29 protein-coding genes and 1 other RNA gene are annotated in these 26,295 nt (G+C 60.9%); 12 read left to right on the top strand and 18 right to left on the bottom strand.

Annotated features, from left to right (window positions below; translation table 11 throughout):
* Positions 1–47: 47 nt before the first annotated feature.
* The 4 genes from ACR3EN_RS10225 to mgtE all read right to left on the bottom strand — a co-directional run bounded on the left by ACR3EN_RS10225 (position 48) and on the right by mgtE (position 4,766).
* Positions 48–1,826: an SLC13 family permease gene (locus ACR3EN_RS10225; protein ID WP_480822841.1), complete on the bottom strand. Its 1,779-nt coding sequence runs from the start codon at positions 1,824–1,826 to the stop codon at positions 48–50.
* Positions 1,827–1,917: 91 nt separating this feature from the next.
* Positions 1,918–2,730, bottom strand: a complete 813-nt coding sequence (locus ACR3EN_RS10220) for a TIGR00282 family metallophosphoesterase (RefSeq protein WP_480822843.1) — start codon at positions 2,728–2,730, stop codon at positions 1,918–1,920.
* A gap of 78 nt (positions 2,731–2,808) precedes the next feature.
* A complete protein-coding gene (locus tag ACR3EN_RS10215; RefSeq protein WP_480822845.1) occupies positions 2,809–3,375 on the bottom strand; it encodes a 5-formyltetrahydrofolate cyclo-ligase in 567 nt (188 codons plus the stop codon).
* Complete coding sequence (mgtE, locus tag ACR3EN_RS10210) at positions 3,372–4,766, bottom strand: magnesium transporter (protein WP_480822847.1); 1,395 nt, start codon at positions 4,764–4,766, stop codon at positions 3,372–3,374. The genes ACR3EN_RS10215 and mgtE overlap by 4 nt, the downstream gene beginning before the upstream one ends.
* A gap of 138 nt (positions 4,767–4,904) precedes the next feature.
* Here mgtE and guaD point away from each other — a divergent pair, with 138 nt between their 5' ends.
* Positions 4,905–6,194: a guanine deaminase gene (guaD, locus tag ACR3EN_RS10205; RefSeq protein WP_480822849.1), complete on the top strand. Its 1,290-nt coding sequence runs from the start codon at positions 4,905–4,907 to the stop codon at positions 6,192–6,194.
* Between the two features lie 65 nt (positions 6,195–6,259).
* Here the strand turns inward: guaD and ACR3EN_RS10200 are convergent, their stop codons facing one another.
* From ACR3EN_RS10200 to ACR3EN_RS10190, 3 genes are all read right to left on the bottom strand, one after another.
* Positions 6,260–7,594, bottom strand: coding sequence for an 8-oxoguanine deaminase (locus ACR3EN_RS10200; RefSeq protein WP_480822851.1), 1,335 nt, complete (start codon positions 7,592–7,594; stop codon positions 6,260–6,262).
* Positions 7,595–7,709: 115 nt separating this feature from the next.
* Positions 7,710–8,501 carry a histidinol-phosphatase gene (hisN, locus tag ACR3EN_RS10195; protein WP_480822853.1) on the bottom strand — a complete coding sequence of 264 codons (792 nt, stop codon included), beginning with the start codon at positions 8,499–8,501 and terminating at the stop codon, positions 7,710–7,712.
* Positions 8,502–8,546: 45 nt separating this feature from the next.
* A complete protein-coding gene (locus ACR3EN_RS10190; RefSeq protein WP_480822855.1) occupies positions 8,547–8,918 on the bottom strand; it encodes a helix-turn-helix domain-containing protein in 372 nt (123 codons plus the stop codon).
* Between the two features lie 325 nt (positions 8,919–9,243).
* On the opposite strand from ACR3EN_RS10190, the gene ACR3EN_RS10185 reads away from it, so the two are divergent.
* Positions 9,244–10,203 (top strand): NADPH:quinone oxidoreductase family protein, encoded by a 960-nt coding sequence (locus ACR3EN_RS10185; protein ID WP_480822857.1) that lies wholly within the window; start codon positions 9,244–9,246, stop codon positions 10,201–10,203.
* Here ACR3EN_RS10185 and ACR3EN_RS10180 read toward each other — a convergent pair.
* The gene (locus ACR3EN_RS10180) at positions 10,196–11,074 is read right to left on the bottom strand and encodes a LysR family transcriptional regulator (RefSeq protein WP_480870588.1); all 879 of its coding nucleotides are present in this window, start codon (positions 11,072–11,074) and stop codon (positions 10,196–10,198) included. The genes ACR3EN_RS10185 and ACR3EN_RS10180 overlap by 8 nt on opposite strands.
* A gap of 127 nt (positions 11,075–11,201) precedes the next feature.
* Here ACR3EN_RS10180 and ACR3EN_RS10175 point away from each other — a divergent pair, with 127 nt between their 5' ends.
* Both ACR3EN_RS10175 and ACR3EN_RS10170 read left to right on the top strand, forming a co-directional pair.
* Positions 11,202–11,420 carry a DUF1127 domain-containing protein gene (locus ACR3EN_RS10175; protein ID WP_480822861.1) on the top strand — a complete coding sequence of 73 codons (219 nt, stop codon included), beginning with the start codon at positions 11,202–11,204 and terminating at the stop codon, positions 11,418–11,420.
* Between the two features lie 172 nt (positions 11,421–11,592).
* Positions 11,593–12,372, top strand: coding sequence for a Bax inhibitor-1/YccA family protein (locus ACR3EN_RS10170; RefSeq protein ID WP_480822863.1), 780 nt, complete (start codon positions 11,593–11,595; stop codon positions 12,370–12,372).
* Between the two features lie 148 nt (positions 12,373–12,520).
* On the opposite strand, the gene ACR3EN_RS10165 is transcribed toward ACR3EN_RS10170, so the two are convergent.
* From ACR3EN_RS10165 to gatC, 8 genes are all read right to left on the bottom strand, one after another.
* Entirely contained in the window at positions 12,521–13,027 is a 507-nt protein-coding gene (locus ACR3EN_RS10165) for a hypothetical protein (RefSeq protein ID WP_480822865.1), read from the bottom strand.
* 184 nt (positions 13,028–13,211) lie between these two features.
* The gene (gene rpmG, locus ACR3EN_RS10160) at positions 13,212–13,379 is read right to left on the bottom strand and encodes a 50S ribosomal protein L33 (protein WP_010441901.1); all 168 of its coding nucleotides are present in this window, start codon (positions 13,377–13,379) and stop codon (positions 13,212–13,214) included.
* A gap of 128 nt (positions 13,380–13,507) precedes the next feature.
* Positions 13,508–14,215: a DUF533 domain-containing protein gene (locus ACR3EN_RS10155; protein WP_480822867.1), complete on the bottom strand. Its 708-nt coding sequence runs from the start codon at positions 14,213–14,215 to the stop codon at positions 13,508–13,510.
* A 115-nt stretch (positions 14,216–14,330) separates the two neighbouring features.
* An RNA gene (rnpB, locus tag ACR3EN_RS10150) (RNase P RNA component class A) lies at positions 14,331–14,724 on the bottom strand.
* Between the two features lie 125 nt (positions 14,725–14,849).
* Positions 14,850–15,521: an N-acetylmuramoyl-L-alanine amidase gene (locus tag ACR3EN_RS10145; protein WP_480822869.1), complete on the bottom strand. Its 672-nt coding sequence runs from the start codon at positions 15,519–15,521 to the stop codon at positions 14,850–14,852.
* Entirely contained in the window at positions 15,505–16,197 is a 693-nt protein-coding gene (locus ACR3EN_RS10140) for a hypothetical protein (protein ID WP_480822871.1), read from the bottom strand. The genes ACR3EN_RS10145 and ACR3EN_RS10140 overlap by 17 nt, the downstream gene beginning before the upstream one ends.
* Before the next feature lie 41 nt (positions 16,198–16,238).
* Complete coding sequence (gene gatA, locus ACR3EN_RS10135; protein ID WP_480822873.1) at positions 16,239–17,726, bottom strand: Asp-tRNA(Asn)/Glu-tRNA(Gln) amidotransferase subunit GatA; 1,488 nt, start codon at positions 17,724–17,726, stop codon at positions 16,239–16,241.
* A 3-nt stretch (positions 17,727–17,729) separates the two neighbouring features.
* Positions 17,730–18,017: an Asp-tRNA(Asn)/Glu-tRNA(Gln) amidotransferase subunit GatC gene (gene gatC, locus ACR3EN_RS10130; protein ID WP_480822875.1), complete on the bottom strand. Its 288-nt coding sequence runs from the start codon at positions 18,015–18,017 to the stop codon at positions 17,730–17,732.
* A gap of 211 nt (positions 18,018–18,228) precedes the next feature.
* Here gatC and ACR3EN_RS10125 point away from each other — a divergent pair, with 211 nt between their 5' ends.
* Together ACR3EN_RS10125 and ACR3EN_RS10120 are read left to right on the top strand one after the other, a co-directional pair.
* Positions 18,229–18,387, top strand: coding sequence for a hypothetical protein (locus ACR3EN_RS10125; protein WP_480822877.1), 159 nt, complete (start codon positions 18,229–18,231; stop codon positions 18,385–18,387).
* Between the two features lie 156 nt (positions 18,388–18,543).
* Positions 18,544–19,107 carry a DUF4202 domain-containing protein gene (locus ACR3EN_RS10120; protein ID WP_480822879.1) on the top strand — a complete coding sequence of 188 codons (564 nt, stop codon included), beginning with the start codon at positions 18,544–18,546 and terminating at the stop codon, positions 19,105–19,107.
* Here the strand turns inward: ACR3EN_RS10120 and ACR3EN_RS10115 are convergent.
* A complete protein-coding gene (locus ACR3EN_RS10115) occupies positions 19,104–19,754 on the bottom strand; it encodes a ceramidase domain-containing protein (RefSeq protein ID WP_480822881.1) in 651 nt (216 codons plus the stop codon). The genes ACR3EN_RS10120 and ACR3EN_RS10115 overlap by 4 nt on opposite strands.
* Positions 19,755–19,811: 57 nt before the next feature.
* Here ACR3EN_RS10115 and ACR3EN_RS10110 point away from each other — a divergent pair, with 57 nt between their 5' ends.
* Positions 19,812–20,504: a metal-dependent hydrolase gene (locus tag ACR3EN_RS10110; protein WP_480822883.1), complete on the top strand. Its 693-nt coding sequence runs from the start codon at positions 19,812–19,814 to the stop codon at positions 20,502–20,504.
* Positions 20,504–21,670: a M24 family metallopeptidase gene (locus ACR3EN_RS10105; protein ID WP_480822885.1), complete on the top strand. Its 1,167-nt coding sequence runs from the start codon at positions 20,504–20,506 to the stop codon at positions 21,668–21,670. Before ACR3EN_RS10110 ends, ACR3EN_RS10105 begins: the two co-directional genes overlap by 1 nt.
* Here the strand turns inward: ACR3EN_RS10105 and ACR3EN_RS10100 are convergent.
* The gene (locus ACR3EN_RS10100; RefSeq protein ID WP_480822887.1) at positions 21,667–22,119 is read right to left on the bottom strand and encodes a nucleoside deaminase; all 453 of its coding nucleotides are present in this window, start codon (positions 22,117–22,119) and stop codon (positions 21,667–21,669) included. The genes ACR3EN_RS10105 and ACR3EN_RS10100 overlap by 4 nt on opposite strands.
* Here ACR3EN_RS10100 and ACR3EN_RS10095 point away from each other — a divergent pair.
* The 4 genes from ACR3EN_RS10095 to ACR3EN_RS10080 all read left to right on the top strand — a co-directional run bounded on the left by ACR3EN_RS10095 (position 22,118) and on the right by ACR3EN_RS10080 (position 26,277).
* Positions 22,118–22,996 (top strand): pseudouridine synthase, encoded by an 879-nt coding sequence (locus tag ACR3EN_RS10095; protein ID WP_480822889.1) that lies wholly within the window; start codon positions 22,118–22,120, stop codon positions 22,994–22,996. The genes ACR3EN_RS10100 and ACR3EN_RS10095 overlap by 2 nt on opposite strands.
* Positions 22,997–23,171: 175 nt before the next feature.
* Complete coding sequence (locus ACR3EN_RS10090) at positions 23,172–24,086, top strand: 5-bromo-4-chloroindolyl phosphate hydrolysis family protein (protein WP_480870591.1); 915 nt, start codon at positions 23,172–23,174, stop codon at positions 24,084–24,086.
* Positions 24,087–24,116: 30 nt separating this feature from the next.
* Positions 24,117–25,307 carry a toxic anion resistance protein gene (locus tag ACR3EN_RS10085; RefSeq protein ID WP_480822893.1) on the top strand — a complete coding sequence of 397 codons (1,191 nt, stop codon included), beginning with the start codon at positions 24,117–24,119 and terminating at the stop codon, positions 25,305–25,307.
* Positions 25,282–26,277: a DUF2927 domain-containing protein gene (locus tag ACR3EN_RS10080; protein ID WP_480822895.1), complete on the top strand. Its 996-nt coding sequence runs from the start codon at positions 25,282–25,284 to the stop codon at positions 26,275–26,277. The genes ACR3EN_RS10085 and ACR3EN_RS10080 overlap by 26 nt, the downstream gene beginning before the upstream one ends.
* Positions 26,278–26,295: the final 18 nt, after the last annotated feature.

Here is a 26,295-nt window from a genome sequence, read left to right as displayed (position 1 = left end):
GGTTTACAAGACCCGGACCCTTACGTTCGGCGATTCCGCGCTGGTTGCTAGAGCGGCCAAATGAACGGGATCAGCAACGAGGCCAGCAGACCCACCGTCAGATTCAGCGGCACACCGACCTTGAGAAAATCGGTAAATCGGTAGCCACCCGGGCCATACACCATCATGTTTGTCTGATAGCCGATGGGCGTCGCGAACGAGGCCGAGGCCGCGACCATCACTGCCACTACCAGCGGGCGTGGATCGATCCCCACCGCCTGCGCCAGCGAAATCGCGATGGGTGTGACGACCACAGCGACTGCGTTGTTCGACACCAGCTCGGTCAGGACCGAAGTCAGCAGATACACCGCCCAGATGATCAGGAAAGGCGGCAGCATGCCCAGCGCGGGGGCTACCGCCTCGACAATCAGTGACACCGCCCCGGATTTGTCCAGCGCCGCGCCGATGGCCAGCATCGCAAAGATCAGCGCCAGCAGGCGACCCTCGACGAACGAGAACGCCTCATCCGCATCGATGCATCGGGTCAGCAGGACCACGGCAACGGCGATAATCGACAACAGCAGGATCGGCGCGACACCGAGCCCGGCCAGCGCTACAATCCCGACCAGCGCCCCAATGGCGATCGGGGCATGGCTGCGCCGGAACGCCCGTGCCGAGGGCTGGGTGACGTCAACCATATCCATATCGGCGGCCAGCTTCTGAATATCGGCGGGCGAACCTTCCAGCAGCAGCGTATCCCCCACGCGTACCGTCAGATCATCCAGTTGACGCCCGATATTCTGGTTGCGCCGATGCACCGCCAGCACATAAACGCCATACCGACGACGCAGACGCATGGCGCCCAAGGTGCGCCCGACCATCCGGCATCCGGGTGTAATCAGCACCTCAACCGTCTTGGTTTCAACCGCCGAGACCTGATCGACCCGCTTGAGTTCCTTGTTCGTTTGCAGGCTCAAAAGCTCTGTCATCTCTGTCCGCAACACGACCCGATCACCCAACTGCAGCTCAACACCTTTGAGGTTGCGCCGCAGCGACTCGTCGCCCCGAACAACGTCGATCAGCCGCACACCGGGACGTTTGAACAGCTGAACGCCAGTGACCTCACGCCCGATCAGGTTGCTTTCCGGGGGGATCACCGCCTCGGTGAAGAACTTCATCTTGGACCGATCGCTGAGCATCTCGGCCATGCTGTCACGGTCAGGCAGAAGGCGAGGCGCGATGAAGCGCAGATAGACCATGCCGTAGAGCACGACAGCGATCCCTAGCGGAGTTACTTCGAAAATGGTAAACGCTGTCATGCCCTGCGCGCGCGCCACACCATCAACCAGCAGGTTGGTCGACGTTCCGATCAGCGTCAGCGTACCCCCCAGAATCGCGGCATAACTCAGCGGGATCAACAGCTTCGAGGCAGGAACGTCCAGCGTCCGCGCGATCTGGATGAAGACCGGGATCATCACCACCACCACCGGCGTGTTCGACACCACCGCCGAGGCGACAACAACGAAGCCCATCAATAGGGCTATGGCGATGCGTGGATTGACCTGTGCCTGTTTCTGCGCGACCGAGGTGAATGCATCCAGCGCGCCCGTTCGCACCAAGGCCCCCATGATGATGAACATGGCCGCAATCGTCCACGGGGCCGGGTTCGACAGCACCGCGAGCGCGCTTTGGTAGGGCAGAATGCCGGTGGCCAGCATCAGCGCGGCGCCGCCAATGGCGACGACCTCGGTCGGGTAGACCTCGCGCAGAAACATGATGAACATGCCCGCGACAATCATCAGCGCCAGTACCGCGCTGCCCGTTTCTGTCAGTTGAAGGAGTTGCATTCTTGGTATTCTGTCCGAACCCTGACCTGGCTTGCGCGCCCGACGCTCAGTGTCTCGCATTGCGCGCGGCAGGGCAAGCCTGACATGGGTTTCAGAGACCTGCCTGCTGCAACCGCCCGCCCACTCGGACCATCTGCACAGATTTTGCGCGCCCGTCCCGGTCGTCGGTCTCGACGAACACACCGCTCAGTGTGGCCTCGCCGTTGGCCGGCGTGAACCGCGCCTTGGGCATTCCGGTGATAAAGCGGCGCATCGGCTCTTGCTTGTCCATGCCGATGACCGAGTCGTAATCTCCACACATCCCCGCATCGGTCAAATAGGCCGTGCCGCCGGGCAAGATTTGGGCATCTGCCGTGGGCACATGGGTATGCGTCCCCACCACAAGACTGGCACGGCCGTCGCAATAATGGCCCATCGCCATCTTCTCGGACGTCGCCTCGCAATGCATATCGACGATGATCGCATCCGCCTGCCCGCCGCGCGGGTGCGATTTCAGGATCGGCTCGACGCTCGAGAACGGGTCATCGAAGGGCCGCTTCATGAACACCTGCCCCAGCACCTGCACCACCAGAACCTTGCGCCCGCCCGGAGCCGTAAACAACCGATGCCCCCGCCCCGGCGCGCCCTTGGCGAAATTCACAGGGCGCACGATGCGTGGTTCTTTCTCGATGAATTGCAGCATGTCTTTCTGGTCGAACGCATGATCGCCCAGCGTGACGCAATCCGCCCCCGCATCCAGCAACAGCTTGGCGTGATCCCCGGTCAGCCCCATCCCGTTCGAAGCGTTCTCACCATTGACCACAACGAAATCCAGCCGCCATTCGTCGCGCAGACGTGGCAAATTCTGCTGTATGGCCGCGCGCCCCGCGCGCCCCATGACGTCACCCAGGAATAGTATTTTCATATCAGCGGTCCTAGAGACTGTCGGCAGCAAAAACAATACAGCAAGCACGCGCACCCGTTTGCCGTCGCAGATAGGGGATCAGAAGCTCAGCACGCGGCTTTCGGTGATCACCATATCCAGCGGTTGATCGGTGGGCTCCAAAGGCAGGCCTTCGTCCTCTTGCGCATCAAAAGCAAAGCCGATGGCCAGCGTCGGGCGTTTGGCGCGCAGACCTTCCAATGTACGGTCGTAGAACCCTCCGCCATAGCCCAGTCGCCCGCCTTGTGCATCGAACGCCACCAACGGCACGATAAGGATTTCCGGATCGAAGTAGTCATCAACCTCGGGGACCTTGGCACCGAAAGGGCCATCCTTCAGCGCGCCCTCGGGCGTCCAGCGCGAAAAGCGCAGCGGTTGGCCTGCGGCCTGAATGACCGGCACGCCGACCGGGCCATAGGCTGCGGCCTCGGCCATTGCGGGCAGCGGGTCGATCTCGGTGCGGATGGGCATGTAGCCCGAGATCGGGACGCCGCGGTGCCCGGCCAGAACCTCGGACAAGCGCCCCGCCGCGCCGGGCGGGCGGGCGTCAAAGGCGGCTTTGCGGCGGGCAAAGGCCGCTTTACGCGCGGCAGCTTTGATTTCAGTTAGATCGGTCGTATCGGTCACAAGAGCACCACGCTGGCAAGGCCAAGGAAGATGAAGAACCCCATGACATCCGTTGTGGTCGTCACAAAGGTCCCCGACGCCAGCGCCGGGTCAACGCCCAGACGGTCCAGCACCACCGGTACTACCGTACCTGCAAAGCCCGCGATGATCATGTTCACGACCAAGGCCGATCCGATCACGACACCCAGCAAGGGCGAGTCGAACCACATCATTCCCACCGTGCCCAGCACGATAGCGAAGCATAAGCCGTTGAGCATCCCGACCAGTAATTCCCGCCGGATCACACGGCCCACATTCGAGCCCGTCAGGTCACGCGTCGCCAAGGCGCGCACCGCAACCGTCAGCGACTGTGTGCCCGCGTTGCCACCCATCGAGGCCACGATGGGCATCAGGATCGCCAGTGCAACAAGTTGATCAATTGCCGCTTCGAACTGCGAAATCACCAGCGACCCGCAGATCGCCGTGACCAGATTGACCGCCAGCCACGGCAACCGTCGTCTGCTGGTCGCCGCCACACTGTCCGAGATCGAGCTTTCGTCGGACACACCGGCAAGGCGCAGCATGTCCTCTTCATATTCTTCGTCCAGCACGACCATCGCATCGTCAATAGTGATCACCCCGACCAAGCGCCCATCCCCATCCACCACAGGGGCCGAGATCAGGTGGTATTGGTTGAACGCATAGGCCACATCCTCTTCATCCTGATCCACGGGGATGCTGTGCAATTCCTCATCCGCAATCTCATGCAACGGAACCTCGCGCCGCGCCGCCATCAGCTTGCCCAGCGTGACCTGCGCCACGGGTTTCAGACGCGGGTCGACCAGAATGACGTAATAGAACTGCTCGGGCAGGTCGTCATTGGCCCGCATGAAATCGATGGCCTGCCCCACGGTCCAATGCTCGGGCGCCATGACGACCTCGCGCTGCATCAGGCGGCCTGCCGAATTTTCGGGGTAGGACAGCGCCTGTTCCGCCGCGATGCGTTCGGAATCCTCCAGCGCCTCCAGAATGGTCTCCTGTTGCGGCTCTTCGAGGTCTTCCAGCAGGTCGACGACATCGTCGCTTTCCATGTCCCGGACGGCCTCGGCCAGAACATCTGGGTTCAGAACGCCGATGACCTCTTCCCGAACGGACTCATCCAGTTCCGACAGGATATCCCCGTCAAATTCCTTGTCGTACAGTCGGATCAGTCGGGCGCGGTCATAAGGGTTGATCTGCTCCAGAAGGTCGGCGATGTCGGCGGCATGCAGCGGCTCCATCAGCTCGATCAGCTTGTCGCGATCCTCAACATCCACCGCGTAGAGAATCGCCGCGACAGTGCGCCGGTCCAGCGCATAGGCGTCCTCGTCCCGGGGCTGATCGTTTCCGGCTTCGTCAATGCCTGTGGTCATGCTCTGCCCCTTATCCCGAGTGATTGCTTCTAGATAGAAGAAGCAGCTACCGGAAAACAATGACAATGCTTGGATTTACCCACAAGTTTCGCCCCCCTATGCTGCGGAACGGTCCCAAACAGGCGGAGAATACGGCAAATGGCGCAAAAGACGCTTTTGAAAGGGCGCGTACTGAGCTTTGATAGCTCGCCATTCGAAGGCGAGCCGACCGAGGCGGCAACGGTGCATGAGGCACTCGTGATCGAGGACGGACGCATCGTCGCGCTTGGCACAGCTTCCGATCTGGCGCACGCGCACCCCCAGGCGGAGGCGCAAGACTATGGTAGCCATTTGATCATGGCAGGCTTTGTTGATCCGCATGTGCATTATCCACAGACGGCAATGATCGCCAGTTGGGGCAAACGGCTGATCGACTGGCTGAACAGCTACACCTTTCCCGAAGAGATGAAGTTCGGAGATCCCGAATATGCGTCGGAGATTGCCAACCGCTATCTCGATCTGACCGCCGCCCATGGCACCACCACCATGTGCAGTTTCTGCACCATCCATCCCGAAAGTGTAGATGCGTTTTTCTCGGTCGCTCAGGCGCGCGGCCAGAGGGTGGTTGCGGGCAAGACCTGCATGGACCGCAACGCGCCCGAGGGCCTGCGGGACACGGCGCAGACAGCTTACGACCAATCGCAGGCCTTGTTGGAGAAATGGCACGGGATCGACCGGCTGTCTTACGCCATCACCCCCCGGTTTTCGCCCACATCAACGCCCGAACAACTTGAGGCGATGGGTGCGCTGTGGGGTGAGTATCCGCATTGCCTGATGCAAACTCATCTGTGCGAACAAACCGATGAGATCGAGTGGGTCCGGTCGCTTTTCCCCGACGCGCGGGACTATCTGGATACGTATGAGCAGTTTGGTTTGCTGCGCAAAAACGGGCTTTATGGGCATGTCATCCATCTAGAACCGCGCGAACGGGATCGACTGCGCGAGATGGAGGCGGCGCTGATCCATTGCCCGACTTCGAACACCTTTATCGGCTCGGGCCTGTTCGACATGGAAGGCCTGATGCGCGATGGACATCGCGTGGGGCTGGCGACGGATACAGGCGGCGGATCGAGTTTTTCAATGCTGCGGACCATGGCGGCGGCGTATGAGATCGGGCAGTTGCGCGGCACGCCGCTGCATCCGGCCCAGCTGTTGTGGCTGGGAACCGTCGGATCTGCTCGGACACTGCATATGGACGATCGCATCGGCAATGTCGCGACGGGCATGGAGGCGGATCTGGTGGTGCTCGACCTTGCTTCGACTCCTGCGATTGCCCAGCGCGAAGCCCGTGCGAACGCACTGTGGGAAGCGGTTTTTCCCACGATCATGATGGGTGATGATCGGGCTGTGGCGGATGTCTGGATCGGTGGCGCTCGGGTAGCTGAGTGAGGGGGATGCGCCTGCGGCGCATGCCTCCGGCGGGGATATTTTTGGCCAGATGAAGGGCGGACCCGCTACGCGGCTAGGGTGCGCGCGAGGCGGTTCTGGGTTTCGATCACTTTGGGCAGGTCGATTGTGGTGATCTGTCCATCGCGGACAATTTGGCGGCCTTCGACGAAAAGGTGTTTGACACGGGTTGGGCCAGCCAGCAGCAGGGCCGCAGGATCCCAGCTGCCTGCGGTTTCGACACCGCTTATGTCCCAGATCGCGATATCGGCGCGCTTGCCCGGCATCAGGCGTCCGCAATCGGGGCGGTTCAGCACATCCGCGCCGCCTCGTGTGGCGATTTCAAGCGCCTCGCGGGCGGACATGGCATCCGCCCCGCTCGAAACCCGCTGCAAAAGCATGGTTTGGCGCGCCTCAATCACAAGGTTGCCACTATCGTTGCTGGCGGAGCCGTCGACTCCCAGCCCGACAGGGACGCCCTGATCGCGCATGGCTCGGATCGGGGCGATGCCCGAACCGAGGCGGCAATTCGAGCAAGGACAATGGGCGACACCTGTTCCCGTGCGGGCGAACAGGTCGATTTCGGCCCCATTCAGCTTGACGCAATGGGCGTGCCACACGTCTGTACCGGTCCAGCCCAGGTCTTCGGCATACTGACCGGGGCGGCAGCCGAAATTGTCCTGCGAATAAGCGATATCTTCTTCGTTTTCAGCAAGATGTGTATGCAGCATCACACCTTTGTCACGCGCCAAATTGGCCGTATCGCGCATCAGGTCGTGGCTGACCGAGAAAGGAGAACAGGGTGCCAGCCCAACGCGGCACATGGACCCGTCCCGTGGATCGTGGAAGGCATCAATGACCCGGATCATGTCCTCCAGAATTGCGGCTTCGGTCTCGACCAGCGCATCAGGTGGCAAGCCGCCATTGCTTTCACCGATGCTCATCGCGCCGCGTGTCGGGTGGAAACGCAAGCCCAGCTCGGCAGCGGCGTGGATCGTGTCTTCCAGCCGCGCCCCATTGGGGTAGAGGTAGAGGTGATCGGCGCTGAGCGTGCAGCCTGACAAAGCAAGCTCTGCCAGACCGATCTGGGCAGAAACAAACATCTCATCCGGGCCGAAACGTGACCAGATGGGATAGAGAGTTTGCAGCCAACCGAACAGCAGCGCGTCCTGCCCGCCGGGCACCGCGCGAGTGAGGGTCTGATAAAGGTGATGGTGCGTGTTGACCAGGCCCGGTGTTATCACACACCCGGCGGCATCGTGAATCTTTCCACCGGTGGCCAGGTGTTGGCCGATTTGGGCAATCTTGCCGTCGCGGATCAACAGGTCGGCGCCGACAAGCTCTTGTCGCGCATCGTCCATCGTCAAGATCAGATCGGCATTTCGGATCAGGCATTCGGTCATCGTGCACTCCCGCATCAGCCCGTCTCATGCGTGGAAGTGCGGGGCTGGTGGAAAACGGGCGCAAGAACCAGCCGGGCCCGAGTTTACGAGCACGCGTGCCGTGCGGCAACCCGTTTCAATACTGGCGCAGGATATCCAGCGCTGCGGCATGAAGTTCGGGTGTCGCGGCTGCCAGCGCCCGCCCCCCGTCATGAGCGGGGTTTCCCGACCAGTCGGTGACGACGCCTCCGGCGGCTTCAATCACCGCGATCGGGGCCTGGATGTCATAGGCATTCAAGCCAGCCTCAATCACCAGATCGATCTGCCCGGCCGCGAGCAATGCATAGGCATAACAGTCCATACCGTAGCGCGTCAGTTTCGCCTGCGACGCAACCGCGTGAAAGCCAGCCCCCTCGGCCTTGGTGCCGACTTCGGGAAAAGTAGTGAAAACAATCGCCTGATCCAGACTGCGCGTCGCGCGTGTTGCAAGTTTCGTCTGTCCTAACGGGCCTTTGACGAACGCCTGCCCGAAGCCGCCCACGAAACGTTCACCGATATAGGGTTGGTCAATCACCCCCATTATCGGGCCTGCCTCGGTGCTCAACGCGATCAGCACACCCCATGTAGGTGTCCCGCTGATGAACCCGCGTGTCCCATCGATCGGGTCCAGAACCCAGACACGCCCTGACGTGCCATCGCTTTGCCCGAACTCTTCGCCCAAAATGCCATCGTCCGGGCGGTGTTTTGACAAGACAGCGCGCATCGCCTGTTCCGCGGCGCGATCCGCTACGGTGACCGGATCAAACCCATCCGCGAGCTTGTTGTCAGTTTCCAGATCGGTCTGGCGGAAAAACGGGAGTATGGCCGCCCGCGCCGCGTCGGCCATTTCTTCGGCAATTTCAAGATCACTCAGCGGGGCGTTTTGCATGGCCTACCCGTGCGGTCCGCGCCCCGAGAAGTCAAGTCGATAGTCTCAGGCCACGTCGCTGAGAACGCGGGCCAATTCGAACAAGCGACGGCGCTGGTTTTCCGGAATGGCGTAGTATGAGCGCACAAGATCGAGCGCTTCTTTGTCGCCCATCAGATCTGCGGGAACCGATTTCTTGTCGGCGTCCGATTTCTGCGACTCTTCCAGACCTTCAAAAAAGAAACTGACCGGAACATCCAACGCCTCGGCGATGTCCCAAAGGCGAGACGCGCTGATCCGGTTGGCACCTGTTTCGTATTTCTGGATTTGCTGAAACTTGATACCAACTTGCTGCGCCAACTGCTGTTGGGTCATGCCAATCAGCCAGCGGCGATGCCGGACGCGTTTGCCCACATGGACATCGACGTGATGGGTCATTGGTAGTCTCCTTTACACAAACACCTGTCCGGGAAACGCGACAGCAGCCATGACCGCTAGACTAGCGGCTCGCTGCTTAAGAACTCCCTAATTCGGATCGTGCCCCCCGAACAGCACCATAAGGTAATATTGCCGCAATGGAATTTTTTTTCAAGCGGGTTGAATCGGCGAATGCACATAGTGGTTTGTGGTTGTGTCGCGACTTTGAGATCACTGTGTTTCCAGAGGTGATACAGTGGCGGCTGCTACTCAACGGCGTGTCTTATTGGAATTGACAAAGCGCTCGCACCCCACGCCTATTACCGCCGAAACCCGGAGATTATCGATGCTGGCATACCAAATCGCAACCAAAGGAAGCCCCGCAGAACTGCGCGAGGTGGCCTTGCCTGCGCTCTCTGACGGGCAGATCCGCGTATCGATCCACGCGTGCGGACTGAACTTCGCGGACCTGTTGATGCTGAAAGGCACCTATCAGGACACACCCGATGCGCCGTTTACGTTAGGCATGGAAATCGCTGGGATTGTTACCGAGATCGGAAACAATGTGCAGGATTTGCGGCCCGGAGATCGCGTGGCTGTCTATTCCGGTCAGGGCGGGCTTGCCGAATCAGGAGTGTTTGATGCCGCGCGCGCCGTTCCGCTGCCCGACACCATGAGTTTCGAAGATGCCGCTGCGATCCAGATCGCCTATGGCACAAGCCATATTGCCTTGGATCACCGGGCGCATTTGAAACCGGGCGAGACGCTGTTGGTGACGGGGGCAGCCGGCGGGGTTGGGTTGACCGCGGTCGAGGTTGGCAAGCTGATGGGCGCGACGGTCATCGCGCAGGCACGCGGCGCAGACAAGTTGCGCATCGCCCAGCAAGCCGGTGCAGATCATCTGATCGACGCAAATGAGGACCTGCGTGCCCGCGTGTTGGAACTTGGCGGTGCCGATGTCGTTTATGACGCGATTGGCGGAGACGTTTTCAAAGCGGCTTTTCGCGCGACAAATCCCGAAGGCCGGCTGCTTCCAATCGGGTTCGCAGGTGGCGATGTTCCGCAGATTCCGGCTAACCATCTTTTGGTCAAGAACCTCAGCGTGATCGGTGTCTATATCGGAGGGTATCTGCGCTTTCGCCCCGAAATCGTCCGCAATAGTTTCGACACCTTGTTTCGTTGGCATGCCGTCGGGAAAATCAAGCCACATATCAGCCACGTCCTGCCCCTGCGCGAGGTCGAACAGGGGCTCGAGCTGTTGCGGACGCGTCGATCCACCGGCAAGGTCGTGATTCAGATCAACTGACTGCCTTGAGCGGCTGCGCGCCGTTGCGCGAGAAGTTCTGGCGCAGCAGATTGGCAAGTTCGGCCACATATTCTTCGCGGACGCGCTCGGCCCCGTAGAGGTTGATGAACTGGACCGGCAAATCCGGCAGCGTACCGCCATGGTCGATCAATTCCTGATGGTGGGGCTCGGTGCCCTCCAACAGAACCCCGACGGCAAGATCCGCGCTGACCGTGGCCTCAACCGTGCGATCCGAATCGCTGTCGATGCTCATATCCCAATCAATACCGGCCTGGTCCAGCGCCGCGGTGGCAACCGGGCGGAAGATACAATTCCGGCAGAACCCAAGGCGCAAGGGCTTTTGCCGCCACGCTGATCCATTCAGCGCCCCGACCCAGCGCAGAGGCATCTGGTGCAGAGTTTCACTGCCTTCACCCCTGCCCGATTCTGTGGTCAGAATCAGATCGAACGCCCCGCGCGCGAACTCCTCCTTCAAATCCCGCGTGTTGGATGTGACCAGGTTGACGCTGACTCTGGGGAAACTGGCGTTGAAGCGTTGCAGCACCCTTGGAATGAACGGATGTACGACGTCATGCGGCACACCAAGGGCGACCTCGCCTTCAAAGGCCTGATCCGTCAAACGTCCAATCACCTCGTCATTCAGGGCGACCATGCGCCTCGCATAGGCCAGCAATTGTTCACCAGAAGCCGTCAGGGCAATGGTGCGGCCAGACCGATCCAGCAGTTCAAGACCCAGCAGATCTTCCAACCTCTTAAGCTGCATTGAGACGGCAGATTGCGTCAGATGCAGGAATCCCGCGGCTCGTGTCACGCCACCATGATCAGCGACAGCCACGAAAGAGCGCAAGGTGGTCATATCCAAATTTCGCATCTTCACGATTCCTTATGAGACAGTTCATAAACATTCATTTTCAAAATATGTCAGTGTTCTCCATATAGATCAAGGAAATTGATTGATATGCGATGTATCATCATCCAAGCATGAAAGGGTAACAATCATGACCTATATAGTTGTTTCAGCACCCCGTCGCGCCGCACCGAAGGCGCTGCGCGCGCGGTTGTACAAATTGCTCAGCCTGTCGCGGCAGCGCCGTGCGCTGGCACAGTTGGATGAGCACGCCTTGGACGATATCGGCATCACCCGCGCTGAGGCGGATGCAGAAGCCAAACGCCCGCTCTGGGATGCGCCCGACAACTGGCACAAGCAGCTGTATTAACTGAGGAATGTTGCGTTTTTGCTGGCAATTCAGGCCTTACCGCCAAATTTGCTGACAGTTTTGCTGAGTTTTAAGCGCAAAACCCTTGAAACAGAGCGCGCACTCTCCGATATTTGCTGGGAAACGCGCCTGCAATCGCAGGATGAGAACAGAACAGCAGAGGGAGACCCCTATGGCACAATATGAGACGATCCGGACAGCAGCCGGCGCGCGCGCTGCCGAGATTGACGAGGGCCTGCGCGCCCATATGAACAAAGTCTACGGCACGATGTCCGTAGGTATGCTTATTACAGCGCTCGCCGCTTGGGCGATTGCGGGACTGGCAATGACCAGCGATCCCAGCAATGCTGTCGCGCAGATTGGTGCCGATCGTTATCTGACCAGCTTGGGTGGCGCGCTGTTCCTGTCGCCGCTGAAATGGGTGATCATGTTCGCACCGCTGGCCTTCATCCTGTTTGGCTGGGGATCTCTGATGCGCCGCGGCTCTGCAGCGGCCGTTCAACTGGGCTTTTTTGTCTTCGCGGCCGTGATGGGCGTGTCGATGAGCTCGATCTTCATGCTGTTTACGCCCTATTCGATCACGCAGACCTTCTTGGTGACTGCGATTGCCTTCGCTGGGCTGAGCCTCTATGGCTACACCACGAAGCGCAACCTGAGCGGCATGGGTACCTTCATGATGATGGGTTTGATCGGCTTGCTGGTCGCAATGGTCGTGAACCTGTTCCTGCAGTCGGGCGTGATGATGATGGCAATCTCGGCCATCGGTATCCTGATCTTCGCTGGACTGACGGCTTTCTACACTCAGGACATCAAGAACACCTATGTGGCTCATGCGGCGCATGGCGATCAGGAGTGGTTGGATAAAGCCGCGTTCGACGGCGCGCTGAGCCTGTATATCTCGTTCCTGAACATGTTCCAGTTCCTGCTGATGTTCATGGGACAACAAGAATAAAGGCTGATCAAGGTCAGACCAAACGTTCAGGGCCGGTCTTACAGACCGGCCCTTTCTTTTTTTGCAAGCGACTTGCTGATTGATCGCAGCGCATAAAAAACCCGCCAAACCGGCGGGTTTTCATCTTTTTTGTCAGATCGTGGTTCTATTAACTGCAGTTCAGAGGAACCGCAAAACCAGAGCTACGCTCGGATGAGCCTTTGCGGAAAACATCACCCGCTGGCAGGCAGCCTGTAAAGCGTTCGGTTTGTTCACCGAAGGCTGCGCCGATCGAGTTATCAACTTTCGTGCTGTTATTCTCAGTACGCAGGACGCCGAACAATTGTCCGTTCACGCTTACGGTGCTGAGAAAAAGATTGGTGTCGCTTCCGGAAAGCTGCACTGCGTTGGCATCCGAACGCCCGCCATTGTCGATGGCAACACCTGCTACCTTCTGCGGCTCAACCTTGTCGGACGAAACCTGGACTGTGGGAAGCACGGCCAACTCAGCCGGGATGTTGGTTGCGGGTGGCACGAACGCAACGGCGCCTTTGACGTCCGATACGGTGCGCGGCTCTCCATCGATGCCTGTGAACCCGACACCTTCGCGGTTGAACGGATCTTCGCAGGCCGAAAGGCTTAGGACAGCAAGGGCGGGCAACAGGATTTTTTTCATGGCGGTCAACATTTTGGAAAGGGTTGCTAAAGCCTAGTGGCACCGCACGCCAAAAAGCAAGCCGCTGCGGATCAGAACACCCAAAGGGCTGATGCGCCCCTGCAACGCCCCTGCGCACACCTGAAACCAAAAAAGGACCCTGCAACGCAGAGTCCTTTTCCGAAAATTCGTGTCAGAGGGCAGATTACTTGATCTTGCCTTCTTTGTACTCGACATGCTTCCGAGCGACCGGATCGTATTTACGAATGGTCATTTTCTCGGTCATGGTGCGCGCGTTCTTCTTGGTCACGTAGAAGTGGCCCGTGCCCGCGGTCGAGTTCAGACGGATCTTGATTGTCGTCGGCTTCGCCATGGTTATCTCCTGCGTCCGAAAAGGCAGGGGCCTTTCGGTTGAATTCCTATGAGCGTGCGCTTTTACGCGCTGCACCGCCCATGTCAAGGCCAATAGCACCCCGAGGACGCGGGTTTCGCATCCTCGCTTTAGGATGGCAGGGTCGGAGCCCCCATATATGTGTGGATCTGATCCCGCTCGGCGTCCGAGAGCCCAAGTGCCGTTGCCAGTTGCAACAGATAAGACGCTTCTTGCCGGTTATCCAGCCGAATCGCTGCCAGTGACGTGGCATAGACCTGCGCCTTCAACGGTGCTCCGGCATCCGCAGCCAGCGCCATGACGTCCACCGGGGCTTCAATCTGTGCCAGCACGTATGTACGTTCTTCGTCGCTGATATCGTCGCCCAGCTCGCCCAAAATGGTTTGCTTTTCGTGCTCATCCAGTTCGCCGTCGGATTTGGCGGCCTGGATCATGGCGCGCAGCATCAATTTGGCCTGTGCCTCCATTGCGGCGCCCGCGGGCGTACCACTAAACACGGTTTCCATCATGTCTGCAGTCTGCTGACCACTGGTTTTTGCAGCCCCTTGCATGGCGTTCAAGAGCCCTCCAAGGCCCGCCGCCCCTGCTTCCCCGCCACCAAGCCCCATCTTGCCGATTATGTCTTGAAGGCCAGCCGCGCCACCGGGCATGCCGAATTGTTCGGCCATCTTGCCCAGTTGCTCCATTCCAAAGCCCCCACCCGAGCCTTGCATCATGTTCTGCAAGCCTGCCATACCGCCCATATCTTTGTATTTCTCTAGCCCTTTTGCCGCCGCGAACCCAACTGCAACGGATGCCAATGCCTTCATAAAACTCATTGTCTTTCTCCCGCGGTCTCAAATCCCATGCACGCAACCTAGCATTTTGCACGGGTCGAGAACACAGGGGGTGTGTATGGGCAACGCCTGCGTGGTCATTGGTGCGGGTGTCGTATCGCGCGGAGGGCCTGTAAGCCGGATCCTGTTCCGGGGTTGCCCCCTTTGATGACCATTCCTCTAGGCCGTGCATTGCTGCGCGGCTCGAGCTGCCAACCCGGTCCCTCTCGGCCAAGGCGAGCCTAGCGGCGGTATCGGTTTGCACCGACCGGCCCGCGCGGGGACCCTATTCGGCATTGCTCCCGGTGGGGCTTGCCGTGCCGCCGCTGTTGCCAGCGGCGCGGTGGGCTCTTACCCCACCGTTTCACCCTTGCCACACGAGTGTGGCGGTCTGATTTCTGTGGCGCTTTCCGTCGGGTTTCCCCGCCCGGGCGTTACCCGGCACCGTTGCCTTGTGGAGTCCGGACTTTCCTCTCGGGTCTTGCGACCCCAGCGGCCATCCGGCCCTCCGCGCGAGGGGTGGGGTATGCGGTGGATCAGGCGGCGTCAAGGGTGATTGGGGTGATGAAGGGGCCAGCCCCTTCTTGGCCTGCGGCCAATTCAACCCCGGGATATTTTTGGCCAGATGAAGTTTGGATCAGGTTGGGTCGTGGGTTGGACCCAGTACTTTGAGGTCATCGGGGTGTATTGGTCCGATGGCCCAGGGACGATAGCGTAGGCGGGTAGCGGCAAGGAGCGTGGGCTCATCCGTTGGGGCGGTGTAGCCGCGGGTTTCCGCGAGGGTGCGCAGGGTTGTGCCCGTTGGCGTTGTGGTGCCGCGTGGAGCGGCGAGGTGCTGGCGTTCCAGTCGCTGCCAGTCGAACCGGGGGCCGGGGTCGAATTTGCGACCGGGGGCCATGTCGGAATGGCCAATCACACCTTCGGCGGGGATGGCCCAGCGTTGCATGATCTGCGGCAGGACCTGTTCGAGCATCCGCATTTGCGGCTCGGAAAACGGCTGATTGCCGCGATTGTCCAGTTCGATGCCTATCGAGCGGGAGTTGATGTCGGTTTGCCCGTGCCATTCCCCTGCCCCGGCGTGCCAGGCGCGGTCTTCTTCGCACACGAGTTGCCAGAGCGTACCATCGCTGCCGATCAGGTAATGGGCCGAGACTTCGGGGCCGGGGTCGCAGAGGCGTTCTAGGGCCGAACGGGCGTTCTCCATCGCGGTATAGTGGAGCACGATCAGCGAGGGTTTCAGCCCATCCCGGCGGGGGCCGAAATTGGGCGATGGGTGCCAGATCGGCGAGAGGTCAGTTGTTGACGGCACTGCGGAACGCGCTGGGGTCCCAGCCGCAAGCGTAACCGTCGCCGTCCGGGTCCAGCCCTTTGCGGTCGCGTTGCGGGCCGCCATTTGACAGGAACTCGATCTGGGCCTGATCGGGAGAGGCGAATTGCGCGCAATTGCGTTCGGCTTTGGCCTGCAGATTGAACCCGGCGCGGCTGTAAAGCTGGGTGCCGACGGGGTTTGAGGTGCTCAGCGCGTATTGCACGATGTTGGGCTGCCCGTCCGAGCCGCGCTGGGGCACGGCGGTGGGAGCGATGACCTCATAGGTTTGGCGGTTTTGTTCGATCCGGGCCGCGTCGTCATCGATGCTGCGGCGGTTCGAGACGGCCTCGAAATCCTGCTCGTCAGAGATGGCGGTGCTGTTGGTCGCCGTCAGCGGTGCCACGGGCGCTGCCTGCCCGGACGTGTTCGCCAATGCGATCGCCGTCTGGTTGGCAATATCCGACGCATCGCCCGTCGCCGTCCCTTCCGCCGTGAGCGGTTGTTCCGAGATCGCCTCGGGCGGCAGAAGCGGGTTGCCGGCCAAGCCCTGTCCGGCCAGCTCAGCCTCGCGCTGGGCCTGATATTCCGGCGTATTGAACCCGGTACCCGAAACGGGCGCGACGGTGTCGCAGGCCACGACCAGCCCGAGGGCCGGGATCAGAAGCAAATTGCGCATGAGGCTGCTCCGGTTGTCTATCGCTGTCTCGGGCCCGAGGCTTACCACCATTTGGCGGGCTTGGCCACAAACCCCGCCGCGCTTTCCAGCGCATAGGCGGTGTTGAGCAAATCACCCTCGTCCCATGGGCGGCCGATCAGCTGCAAGCCCAGCGGCAGTCCTTGTTTATCGAGACCTGCGGGAACCGAGATACCCGGCAGGCCTGCGAGGTTCACTGTGACCGTGAAGACGTCGTTCAAGTACATTTGAACGGGATCGGCCTCGGTCATCTCGCCCAAACCGAACGAGGCGGATGGCGTCGCAGGTGTGAGAATCGCATCGATGCCAGCAGCGAAGACATCTTCGAAGTCTTTCTTGATCAGGGTACGGACCTTGCGGGCGCGGTTGTAGTAGGCGTCGTAGAAGCCTGCGGACAGAACATAGGTGCCGACCATCACCCGACGCTGAACCTCGTGACCGAAGCCTTCCGCGCGGGTCTTTTCGTACATCTCAGTGATGCCATCGCCCTGCGCCAGATGCGCGCGGCGGCCATAGCGGACGCCGTCATAGCGGGCGAGGTTCGACGACGCCTCGGCGGGCGCAATCACATAGTAAGCAGGCAACGCGTATTTGGTGTGCGGCAGCGAGATATCGACGATCTCGGCGCCCGCGTCTTTCAGCATGGCGGCGCCGTCAGCCCACAGTTTTTCGATCTCGGCGGGCATACCTTCCATGCGGTATTCCTTGGGGATACCGATTTTCTTGCCCTTGATGTCGCCGGTCAGCATCGCCTCGAAATTCGGGACGGCCAGCTCGGCGCTGGTGGAGTCCTTAGCATCGTGACCACACATGGTTTCCAGCATGATCGCCGCATCGCGGACGTTCTTGGTCATCGGGCCAGCCTGATCGAGCGAGGAGGCAAACGCGATGATGCCCCAGCGCGAGCAACGACCGTAGGTGGGTTTGATCCCGGTGATGCCCACAAAGGCGGCAGGCTGGCGGATCGAACCGCCGGTATCGGTGCCGGTCGCCGCCAGACACAGATCAGCTGCCACAGCCGAAGCAGACCCACCCGACGAGCCGCCGGGCGTCAGCTGCGCATCATCATTGCCGCGCCGCCACGGGCTGACGGCATTGCCATAGGTCGAGGTTTCGTTGGACGACCCCATCGCGAATTCGTCCATATTCAGCTTGCCCAGCATCACCGCACCGGCATCGGCCAGTTGCTGCGAGACGGTGGATTCGTATTCCGGCTTGAACCCATCCAGAATTTTCGAGGCCGCCTGCGACGGCACGCCCTTGGTACAGAACAGGTCCTTGATGCCAATTGGCAGGCCACACATCGACGGTGCGTCGCCCGCCTTGATCCGCTCATCCGCAGCCTTGGCGCGTTCCAGCGCAAGCTCGGGTGTTTTGTGGACAAATGCGTTGAGCGCATCGGCGTCGTCAATTGCCTTGAGACAGGATTCGGTCAGCTCGACCGAGGTCACATCACCCTTGCGCAGCGCTTCGCGGGCCTCGGCCAGGCCCAGTTTGTTCAGATCGCTCATGTCTTACTCCACCACTTTGGGGACTGCGAAAAAGCCCTCGCGCGCGTCGGGGGCGTTGGCCAGAACCTTGTCCTGCTGGTCTCCGTCAGTGACCACATCCTCACGCCGTTTCAGGCGCATCGGCTCGACCGAGACCATCGGCTCGACACCGTCCACATCGACCTCGTTCAGTTGCTCGATAAACCCAAGGATGGTGTTGAATTCGGACGCCAGCGCGGGTAGCGCGTCATCCTCGACCTTGATCCGGGCCAGTTTGGCCACCTTGGCGGCGGTGCTTTGGTCAATCGACATCGGAAAACCTCATATACGCTTAGACAGGGCGTTTACCCGTCTGCCGCAGCACCCGCAAGACCAGTGCGCGCATGGGCGTTTCAATTCGCCTTTGTCCTCATCGAATAGCCGATATGCGAAAAAGTAAACCGGTTAGTTCATTTTGCTCTTGAATAATTAAACTGAACTGTTCATTTCATGATGACGAAACGCTCAAACCCGGAGAATTCAAATGAAAACCTTCGTGACTGCCATTGTTCTGTCTGCAACTGTTCTGACCGGCCCGGCCATGGCGCTGAGCTTTGACATGACCCCTCTGACCCGGACTCTCACCTTCCCCGAACCGGTGTCCGAGCTTGTGACCAAGGGCCTGTCCGAGGCAGGCAAGTAATCCTGCCCGGCGCGCCGGATCAGTCCTCCCACCCCCCCTCACCTGATCCGGCGCGTATGCAATTGACTGCTGCACAGGCAGCGACAAGCCGTTAGCATGGTTCCGAAAATCAGCCGAACCGCCCGACGCGGTTCAGGTCAGCCAACGGAGCCAAGTATGAGCACTCGCAAGCAAGTCGTTCTGGACGCAATCGATGCGGCCAACGCGCAGGACCCCAACCTCGAAGACGGCCAGCCCGAAGCGCTGCTGTACGGCCAGCGCATGAGCGCCGAGCTTGACCGGCTGTTCCCCGACGCCTCGGACGCGCTGCAGATCGCCGCGCGGGGGCAGCATGTCGAACGCTGGAAACTGAAGCGGGCGGAATATCCCGAAGGTCGCGCCGGTTATCTGGCCTGGCGCAAGGCACAGGGAGTGTTTCATGCCGAGGTGGTCCGTGCCCTGATGGAGCAGGCCGAATACGGTGCGGATCAGATCGAAGCCGCCGAGCAGATGCTGCGCAAACAGGGAATCAAGCGTAACCCGGAGGTTCAGGCGCTTGAGGATGTAATCTGTTTCGTATTCCTGAAATGGTATTTCGCACCTTTCGCGGCCAAACATTCGGCCGAGAAAATCCAGCGCATCGTCGAAAAAACCGCCGTCAAGATGTCAGTCGAAGGGCGCGCGCGGGTTCTGGACGAGTTCGATCTTCCCGATCATCTAGCGGCGGCGTTCCGCGACTAGGCGCGGCGCATCAGGTGCCGCCGATAGACCTCGATCATCCAGCCGAGCATGGTGGCGTTCAGGATGTGCCACATGAAGTGCGTGCCCATTGGCAGGTGGGTGCAGGTCGGCTCATCCAGCGCGCGGAAGGTGATCGAGGCGATCAGGATCATCGCTCCGATCGCCAGGCCGGCTGCCGTTTCCGGCGTCTTGCGGCGTAGCAAGGCGGCATAGATGAGAATCAGCAAGGGCACCGGCGCGTAAGCCGCTGAGCCCCCCAGCCCGGGCACCCATTGGAACATGGGGATAGTGAGGGCCGCATAGGGAAAGAACAGAGCGGTCAGCCCAAGTGCGTATGCCGGACGCATCCCCCAGACATCACGGTTCACGGCGAAGATATAGATCAGGATGAACAGCAGGATCGGCACAACATCGGCCAGCGCGGCCCAGACCTGCGCATGGGTGTGGAACAGGTAACTGCCAATACCGATCAACGCCAGCACCGCCACCAGAGCCATCGCCAGCGGCATCCCCTGCCCGCGCACGCGCCGCCACATGATGAACGCCGCGACCAGAAACGCGGCGTTGGTTACGGCGTTTACCGGCTCGGCCCAATAGGCGGGCGACAGGCGCTCGCAATAACCATCGATTTCCTGCGTCCAATCCATGGATTTTTACATAGCCGATGCTAGGCTGGCTCCAAGCCTAAATTGGGAGGATTTTTCATGAATATCATCTGGCTGGGACATGGCAGCTTTCGCATTGAAACCGCAGGGCAGGTTCTGCTGATCGATCCATGGCTGACCGGCAACCCGGTGCTGCCCGAGGATCAGCACGATGCAGCAGTGTCGGGCGCGACGCATATCCTGCTGACCCACACCCATTTCGACCATGTCGCCGACGTGCTGCCGCTGGCCAAACATCTGAACGTGCCCGTCGTCGGGCAATATGACCTGATGGGATACTGGGCCGAAGCCGAGGGGATCGAGACCGTCGGCTTCAACAAGGGCGGCACGGTTGATCTGAACGGGGTGAAGGTCTCGATGGTTCCGGCCTCACACAGTTCGACCTTTTCCACGCCGGATGGCTTGCGCGCGGGCGGCACCGAAGTGGGCTATATGATCGCTGCCGAGGGTCGCATGGTTTATGTCTCGGGCGACACAGACATCATGGCGGATATGGAGTGGATGGGGGACTACTACAAACCCGACATCGGCATCCTGTCGGCGGGCGGCCATTTCACCATGGACATGAAAGGCACGGCCTATGCGGCCAATCGCTATTTCAACTTCAAGACCGTCATCCCCTGCCACTACAAAACCTTCCCGATCCTCGAACAGTCGGCAGATGCGCTGAAAGGCGGTCTGCCGGGGGTCGATGTGATCGAACCTGAGGTGATGCAGGCCATCACACTCTGATGCCCGCCTCGGATTTCAGCTCGCAGGAATATGCGGACCGTCTGGCCAAGACCCGCGCAGCCATGGCCCAGCGCGGGATCGAGACCCTTCTGATCACAGATCCGTCGAACATGGCGTGGCTGACGGGCTATGACGGGTGGAGCTTCTACGTGCCGCAGATGGTGATCCTGCCCGCCAAAGGCGCGCCGCTCTGGTGGGGGCGAACGCAGGACAAGGCGGGCGCGGCGCAGACCACATGGCTGGAAGCGTCGGACCTGCTGGACTGGCCGGAAGAACACGTCCAACACCCCGATCACCACCCCGTTGATGCGCTTGTGATTGCCTTACGCGAACGCGGCTGGACCTCGGGGCTGGGGGTCGAGATGGACAACTATTATTACTCGGCCACCAGTCATCGCATTCTCGAACGCGCTTTCGGCGCATTGACCGACACCACCGGCCTTGTGAACTGGCAGCGCGCGGTCAAAAGCGACGCCGAGATCGGGATGATGCGCAAAGCGGGCCGGTTGACCGCTCATATGCACGGCGTTCTGCGCGACGCGTTTCGCGAGGGGCTGCCGAAGAACCAGCTTGTCGCCAAAGTTCAGGCGGCGGGGATCGCAGGCTTACCGGGCCTCGCCGGCGATTACCCCGCGATCGTGCCGATTGCGCCCTCGGGCCCAGAGGCCTCGGCCTCGCATATCACCTGGAATGACCGCCCTCTGACGCGCGACGAAGCGACCTATTTCGAAATCTCGGGCTGCTATCACCGTTATCACTGCCCCGCCAGCCGTAGCCTGTTTCTAGGCGATCCACCGGAGGACATCCGCCGGGCCGAGGCCGCCGTTCTGACCGCCATCGACGATGCCTTGGCCGCCGCGCGTCCGGGCACCACCTGCGAAGAGGTCGCGGCCTGCGTCTATGACAGTTTTGCCCGCGCCGGGTATGTCAAAGCCAACCGCACCGGCTATCCCATCGGGATGAGTTATCCACCCGACTGGGGCGAACGCACCATGAGCCTGCGACCCGGCGACAAGACAGAACTGCAGGAAAACATGACCTTCCACCTGATGCCCGGCCTGTGGACCCCGGACTGGGGGTTGGCAATCACCGAGAGCTTTGTGGTGACGCCGGACGGTGGCCAGCCTTTGGCGGATATCCCACGCGAGATGGTCGTCAAATCCTAACCGCGCTGCGCCGCGAAAAAGCGTTTCAGCAAGGCGGCGGCCTCCTCAGCGGCAATCCCGTCGTAGACCTCTGGCCGGTGATGTGTCTGCGGGTGCGAGAATACCCGCGCGCCATGGGCGACGCCGCCGGATTTCGGATCGGATGCCCCATAATACACGCGCCGGATGCGCGCCGCCGCCAGCGCCGCCGCGCACATGGCGCAGGGTTCCAGCGTGACATACAGATCGTGATCCGGCAGCCGCTCTGACCCGGCCTGCGCACAGGCCGCACGCAGGGCCAGTATCTCGGCGTGCGCCGTGGGGTCGTTCATCTCACGCGTGCGGTTGCCGTCAGCGGCCACCACCTGCCCGTCCGGCGCGACAATCGCCGCACCGACTGGCACCTCGCCCCGGTCTGCCGCCGCCTGCGCCTGTTCCAGCGCGAGTTTCATGTAGGATCGGAACTCCATGCCTCTGACTGCCTCAGAAACCTGTCTTTCGCAAGCCGCCGGGATGCGCTATGGCCGGGGGATGACAAAGACCCCTCCTCCCGGCGACCGGATCGCCAAAGTGCTGGCCCGCGCCGGCGTCGCCTCGCGCCGCGAGGCTGAGCGCATGATCGAAGCCGGTCGTGTGACCGTGAATGGCAAACCCATCAACAGCCCGGCGTTGAATGTGACCGCCAAAGACAAGATCACCGTCGATGGCAAACCGGTGTCCGAGCCGGAGCCCGCGCGCCTGTGGCTATATCACAAGCCGCCCGGTCTGGTGACGACCGCGCGCGACGAAAAGGGCCGCAAGACGATCTTTGACGACCTGCCTGAGGATATGCCGCGGGTGATGAGCGTCGGGCGGCTTGACCTGAACTCGGAAGGGTTGCTGCTGCTGACCAATGATGGCGGCATCAAGCGCAAGCTGGAACTGCCCTCGACCGGGTGGCTGCGCAAATACCGCGTGCGGGTCAACGGACGACCCAAGGACGAGGATTTTGAACCGCTGCGCAAGGGGCTGGTGATCGACGGAGAACGCTTTCAGCCCATGACCGTGACACTGGACCGTCAACAGGGTGCAAATGCTTGGCTGACCATCGGTCTGCGCGAAGGCAAGAACCGCGAAATTCGGCGCGCCATCGAAGATATCGGCTATGTGGTGAACCGTCTGCTGCGGGTCTCTTATGGCCCGTTCCAACTTGGTGATCTGAAATCCGGTGCGGTCGAGGAAATCCGCCGCCGGGTCATGCGGGATCAACTGGGGCTGGAGGCCGAGGATGGCCAGAAACCACCCCCCAAACGCCCCGCCCGGCCACAGCGCAAAAGACCGGCGATCGGCAAGAAAACTCGCAAGTGATGCGGGTTATTCAACCTTCCCCCTAGCGCCAAGCCTGCGCATCGCCTAACTTTTCTGTGATAGCCACAGTTGGGGGGCACCATGTCCGGGACCGGAGTGCAAAAATTGGCCTATGCGGCCTTGCTGGTGCTGCTGTTCGGCGTCTGCAGCGGATTGCTAGGGGGCCTGTAGAGACATGGCCAAACGGTACGGCGGCAAATTCAGCCCTCAAGGTGAGGGGCCTGCGCAGGACCAGCCTCAGCGCGGCCAGTTCGATGGCGCCCGGGTCGAGCCTGCCGGTGCGCGGGCGAACATCCTGTTCATCCCGGCGATCCCGCTGGTGTTTCTGTCGCTGAACGATGGTGCCATCGGCATGACCATCGGCTTGGTCGCAGCCGGGCTTCTGACCGCCGCGGCCTTCCTGCTGCGCGAAGGGTTGCGGGCCGAAGCAGCCTATAACGCGCGCCGCACCGCGCGCAGACCGGCCTTTCCGCGCAAGATGTTTTCAAGCGTTCTAACCGGGTTGGGTGCCGCGCTGGCCTCATACCGGACCGAGTTTCTGGACGCCGAAACCGCCGCGCAGGCCAGCCTGCTGGCCCCCGTACTGTTTGGCGTCGCGGCAACGGTTTTGCACTCAGTCTCGTTCGGAATCGACCCGCTGAAGGACAAGGGAATGGAAGGGATCGACACCTTTCAACAGGACCGCGTCGCACGAGTAGTTGAGGATGCCGAGACCCATCTGACCCAGATGACTGACGCGATCAAACGCGCCGGTGATCGCCGGATCGAAGCGCGGGTTGAACGCTTTCAGGACACCGCCCGCGATCTGTTCCGCACGGTCGAGGAAGACCCGCGCGATCTGGCCGGGGCCCGGAAATACCTGACGGTTTATTTGCAAGGTGCGCGCGATGCGACGGTGAAATTCGCAGACGTCTACGCCCGCACCCGCGACGCGCAGGCGCTGCAGGATTACACCGCCCTACTGGAGGATCTGGAACAGAATTTCGCGGCGCGAACGCGGAAAATGCTATTGGATGACCGCAGTGATCTGACGGTTGAAATTGATGTGCTGCGCGACCGGTTGCAGCGCGAAGGCGTCCGGTTGGACTGACCGGCCACTATTTGAGCGAGGATTATCCCCATGTCCGATGAGATCAAGAACAAAGCCGTCGAGGCCGAAACGCTGGTACAGGAAGTCACCGCCGTAGCCCTGCCCGAGCCGAAAGCACAAATCGTTCCGCTTGAGGAGGCCGATGAACCCGTCGGCGCGGAAATCCGCAAGCGGATGAACGAGATCGACATGGACAACACCAACTCGATCGTGTCCTTCGGGTCTTCGGCGCAGGCCGAGTTGCAGGAAATCAGTCAGGCGATGCTGGCCGATGTGCGCAACAAGGATGTGGGGCCTGCGGGCGACAGCCTCCGCAATATCGTGACCACGATCCGCGGCTTCTCGGTCAGCGAACTGGACGTCCGGCGCGAGCGGAGCTGGTGGGAGAAACTGCTGGGTCGCGCCGCGCCTTTTGCCAAGTTCACGGCGCAGTATGAAGAAGTCCAAAGCCAGATCGACCGCATCACCGATGATCTGCTGGGGCACGAGCATACGCTGCTGAAAGACATCAAATCGCTCGACCTGCTTTATGAAAAGACGCTGGAATTCTACGATGAACTGGCGCTCTATATCGCGGCGGGTGAGGAAAAGCTGACCGAGTTGGACAGCCACGACATCCCGGAAAAAGAGGCCGAAGTGCAGGCCGCGCCCGAAGACCAACAGGTGATGAAAGCGCAAGAGCTGCGCGACCTGCGCGCTGCCCGCGATGATCTGGAGCGCCGGGTTCACGACCTGAAACTGACGCGTCAGGTGACGATGCAGTCTCTGCCCTCGATCCGTCTGGTGCAGGAAAATGACAAGTCGCTGGTGACCAAGATCAACTCGACACTCGTGAACACCGTACCGCTGTGGGAAACGCAGCTGGCGCAGGCCGTCACCATTCAGCGCAGCGCCGAAGCAGCGGCGGCTGTGCGCGATGCAAATGATCTGACCAATGAGTTGCTGACCTCGAACGCGGCCAATCTGCGCGAGTCGAACAAAGCAATCCGCCAAGAGATGGAGCGTGGGGTCTTTGACATCGAGGCCGTCAAACAGGCCAACGCGGACCTGATCGGCACGATCAACGAAAGCCTTGCGATTGCAGACGAAGGCAAGGCCAAACGCGCCGCGGCCGAGGAAGAGTTGCAGAAAATGGAAACCGAACTGCGCGACACACTGGCGGCAGCCAAGGCCCGGCAGGACGGGATCGGCGACAATGCCGGAACGGCGGTTCCCGGCTAAAGGGACGGTACGCGTGCGGCGGCTTTCATGGATCAAGACTGCGGTGCTGGGCTTTTCGCTGCTGGCGCTGGCCAGCTGTGACGAGGCTCTGACCACCTCGATCACACCCGAACCCCGCCCGGCGCAGCCTCAGGGGCCGAGCAACGCGTATGTGCCCCCCTCTGCCGCAAGTCTCGATCTGGCGCGGTATTACCAAAGCGTGCAGAACAATCTGCTGACGCGCGGGTTGCTGCGCACGGATGGGGGTGGCCCGGATACGCCCTATGACGCCGACGATCTGGCCCGCAATTTCGAGACGATCGCCTTTTACAACGAATACCCGACGCAGGTGGTTTCGACCAGCGGCGGTGGGACCAGCCGACAGCTGAGCCGTTGGTCCGGCGCGGTGCGGATCAAGCCCGAATTCGGCCCCTCGGTCGCGCCCGAGGTACGGCAGTTGGATGCGGCCCAGATCGGGTCCTATGCCAATCGCCTGTCGCGGCTGACGGGTCATCCGGTTTCGACCGTCAGCCGCAATGCGAATTTTCACGTCTTTGTCGCGGGCGAGGATGACACGGATTATGTACAGGCGCGGTTGCGGCAGCTAATCCCGGGTATCGGGCAGGCGCAGCTTGATCTATTCGATAAGCTGCCGCGGTCGTTTTATTGCTTCGTCTTTGCCTCGGCCTCGACCGGGTCGCCGCAGACCTATACGCGGGCGGTCGCACTGATCCGGTCCGAGCATCCCGATCTGGTGCGGCTCAGCTGCATTCATGAAGAGATTGCGCAGGGGCTGGGCCTGCCGAATGACAGCCCTCGGGCGCGGCCCTCGATCTTCAACGATGATGACGAGTTTGCCCTACTCACCAGCCATGACGAAAAGCTGCTGACCATCCTCTACGACCCGCGCCTGCGCGCGGGCATGACCGCTGAGGAAGCCCGCCCGGTGGTCCGTATCATTGCACGCGAATTGATGGGGCAGTCGCTCTGACCCCGAAGACAGGAGAAA

Source organism: Ruegeria sp. G7, assembly GCF_056535465.1.
Note: the sequence above shows the minus strand (reverse complement) of the source record. Positions and strands in the feature narration are given on the sequence as shown.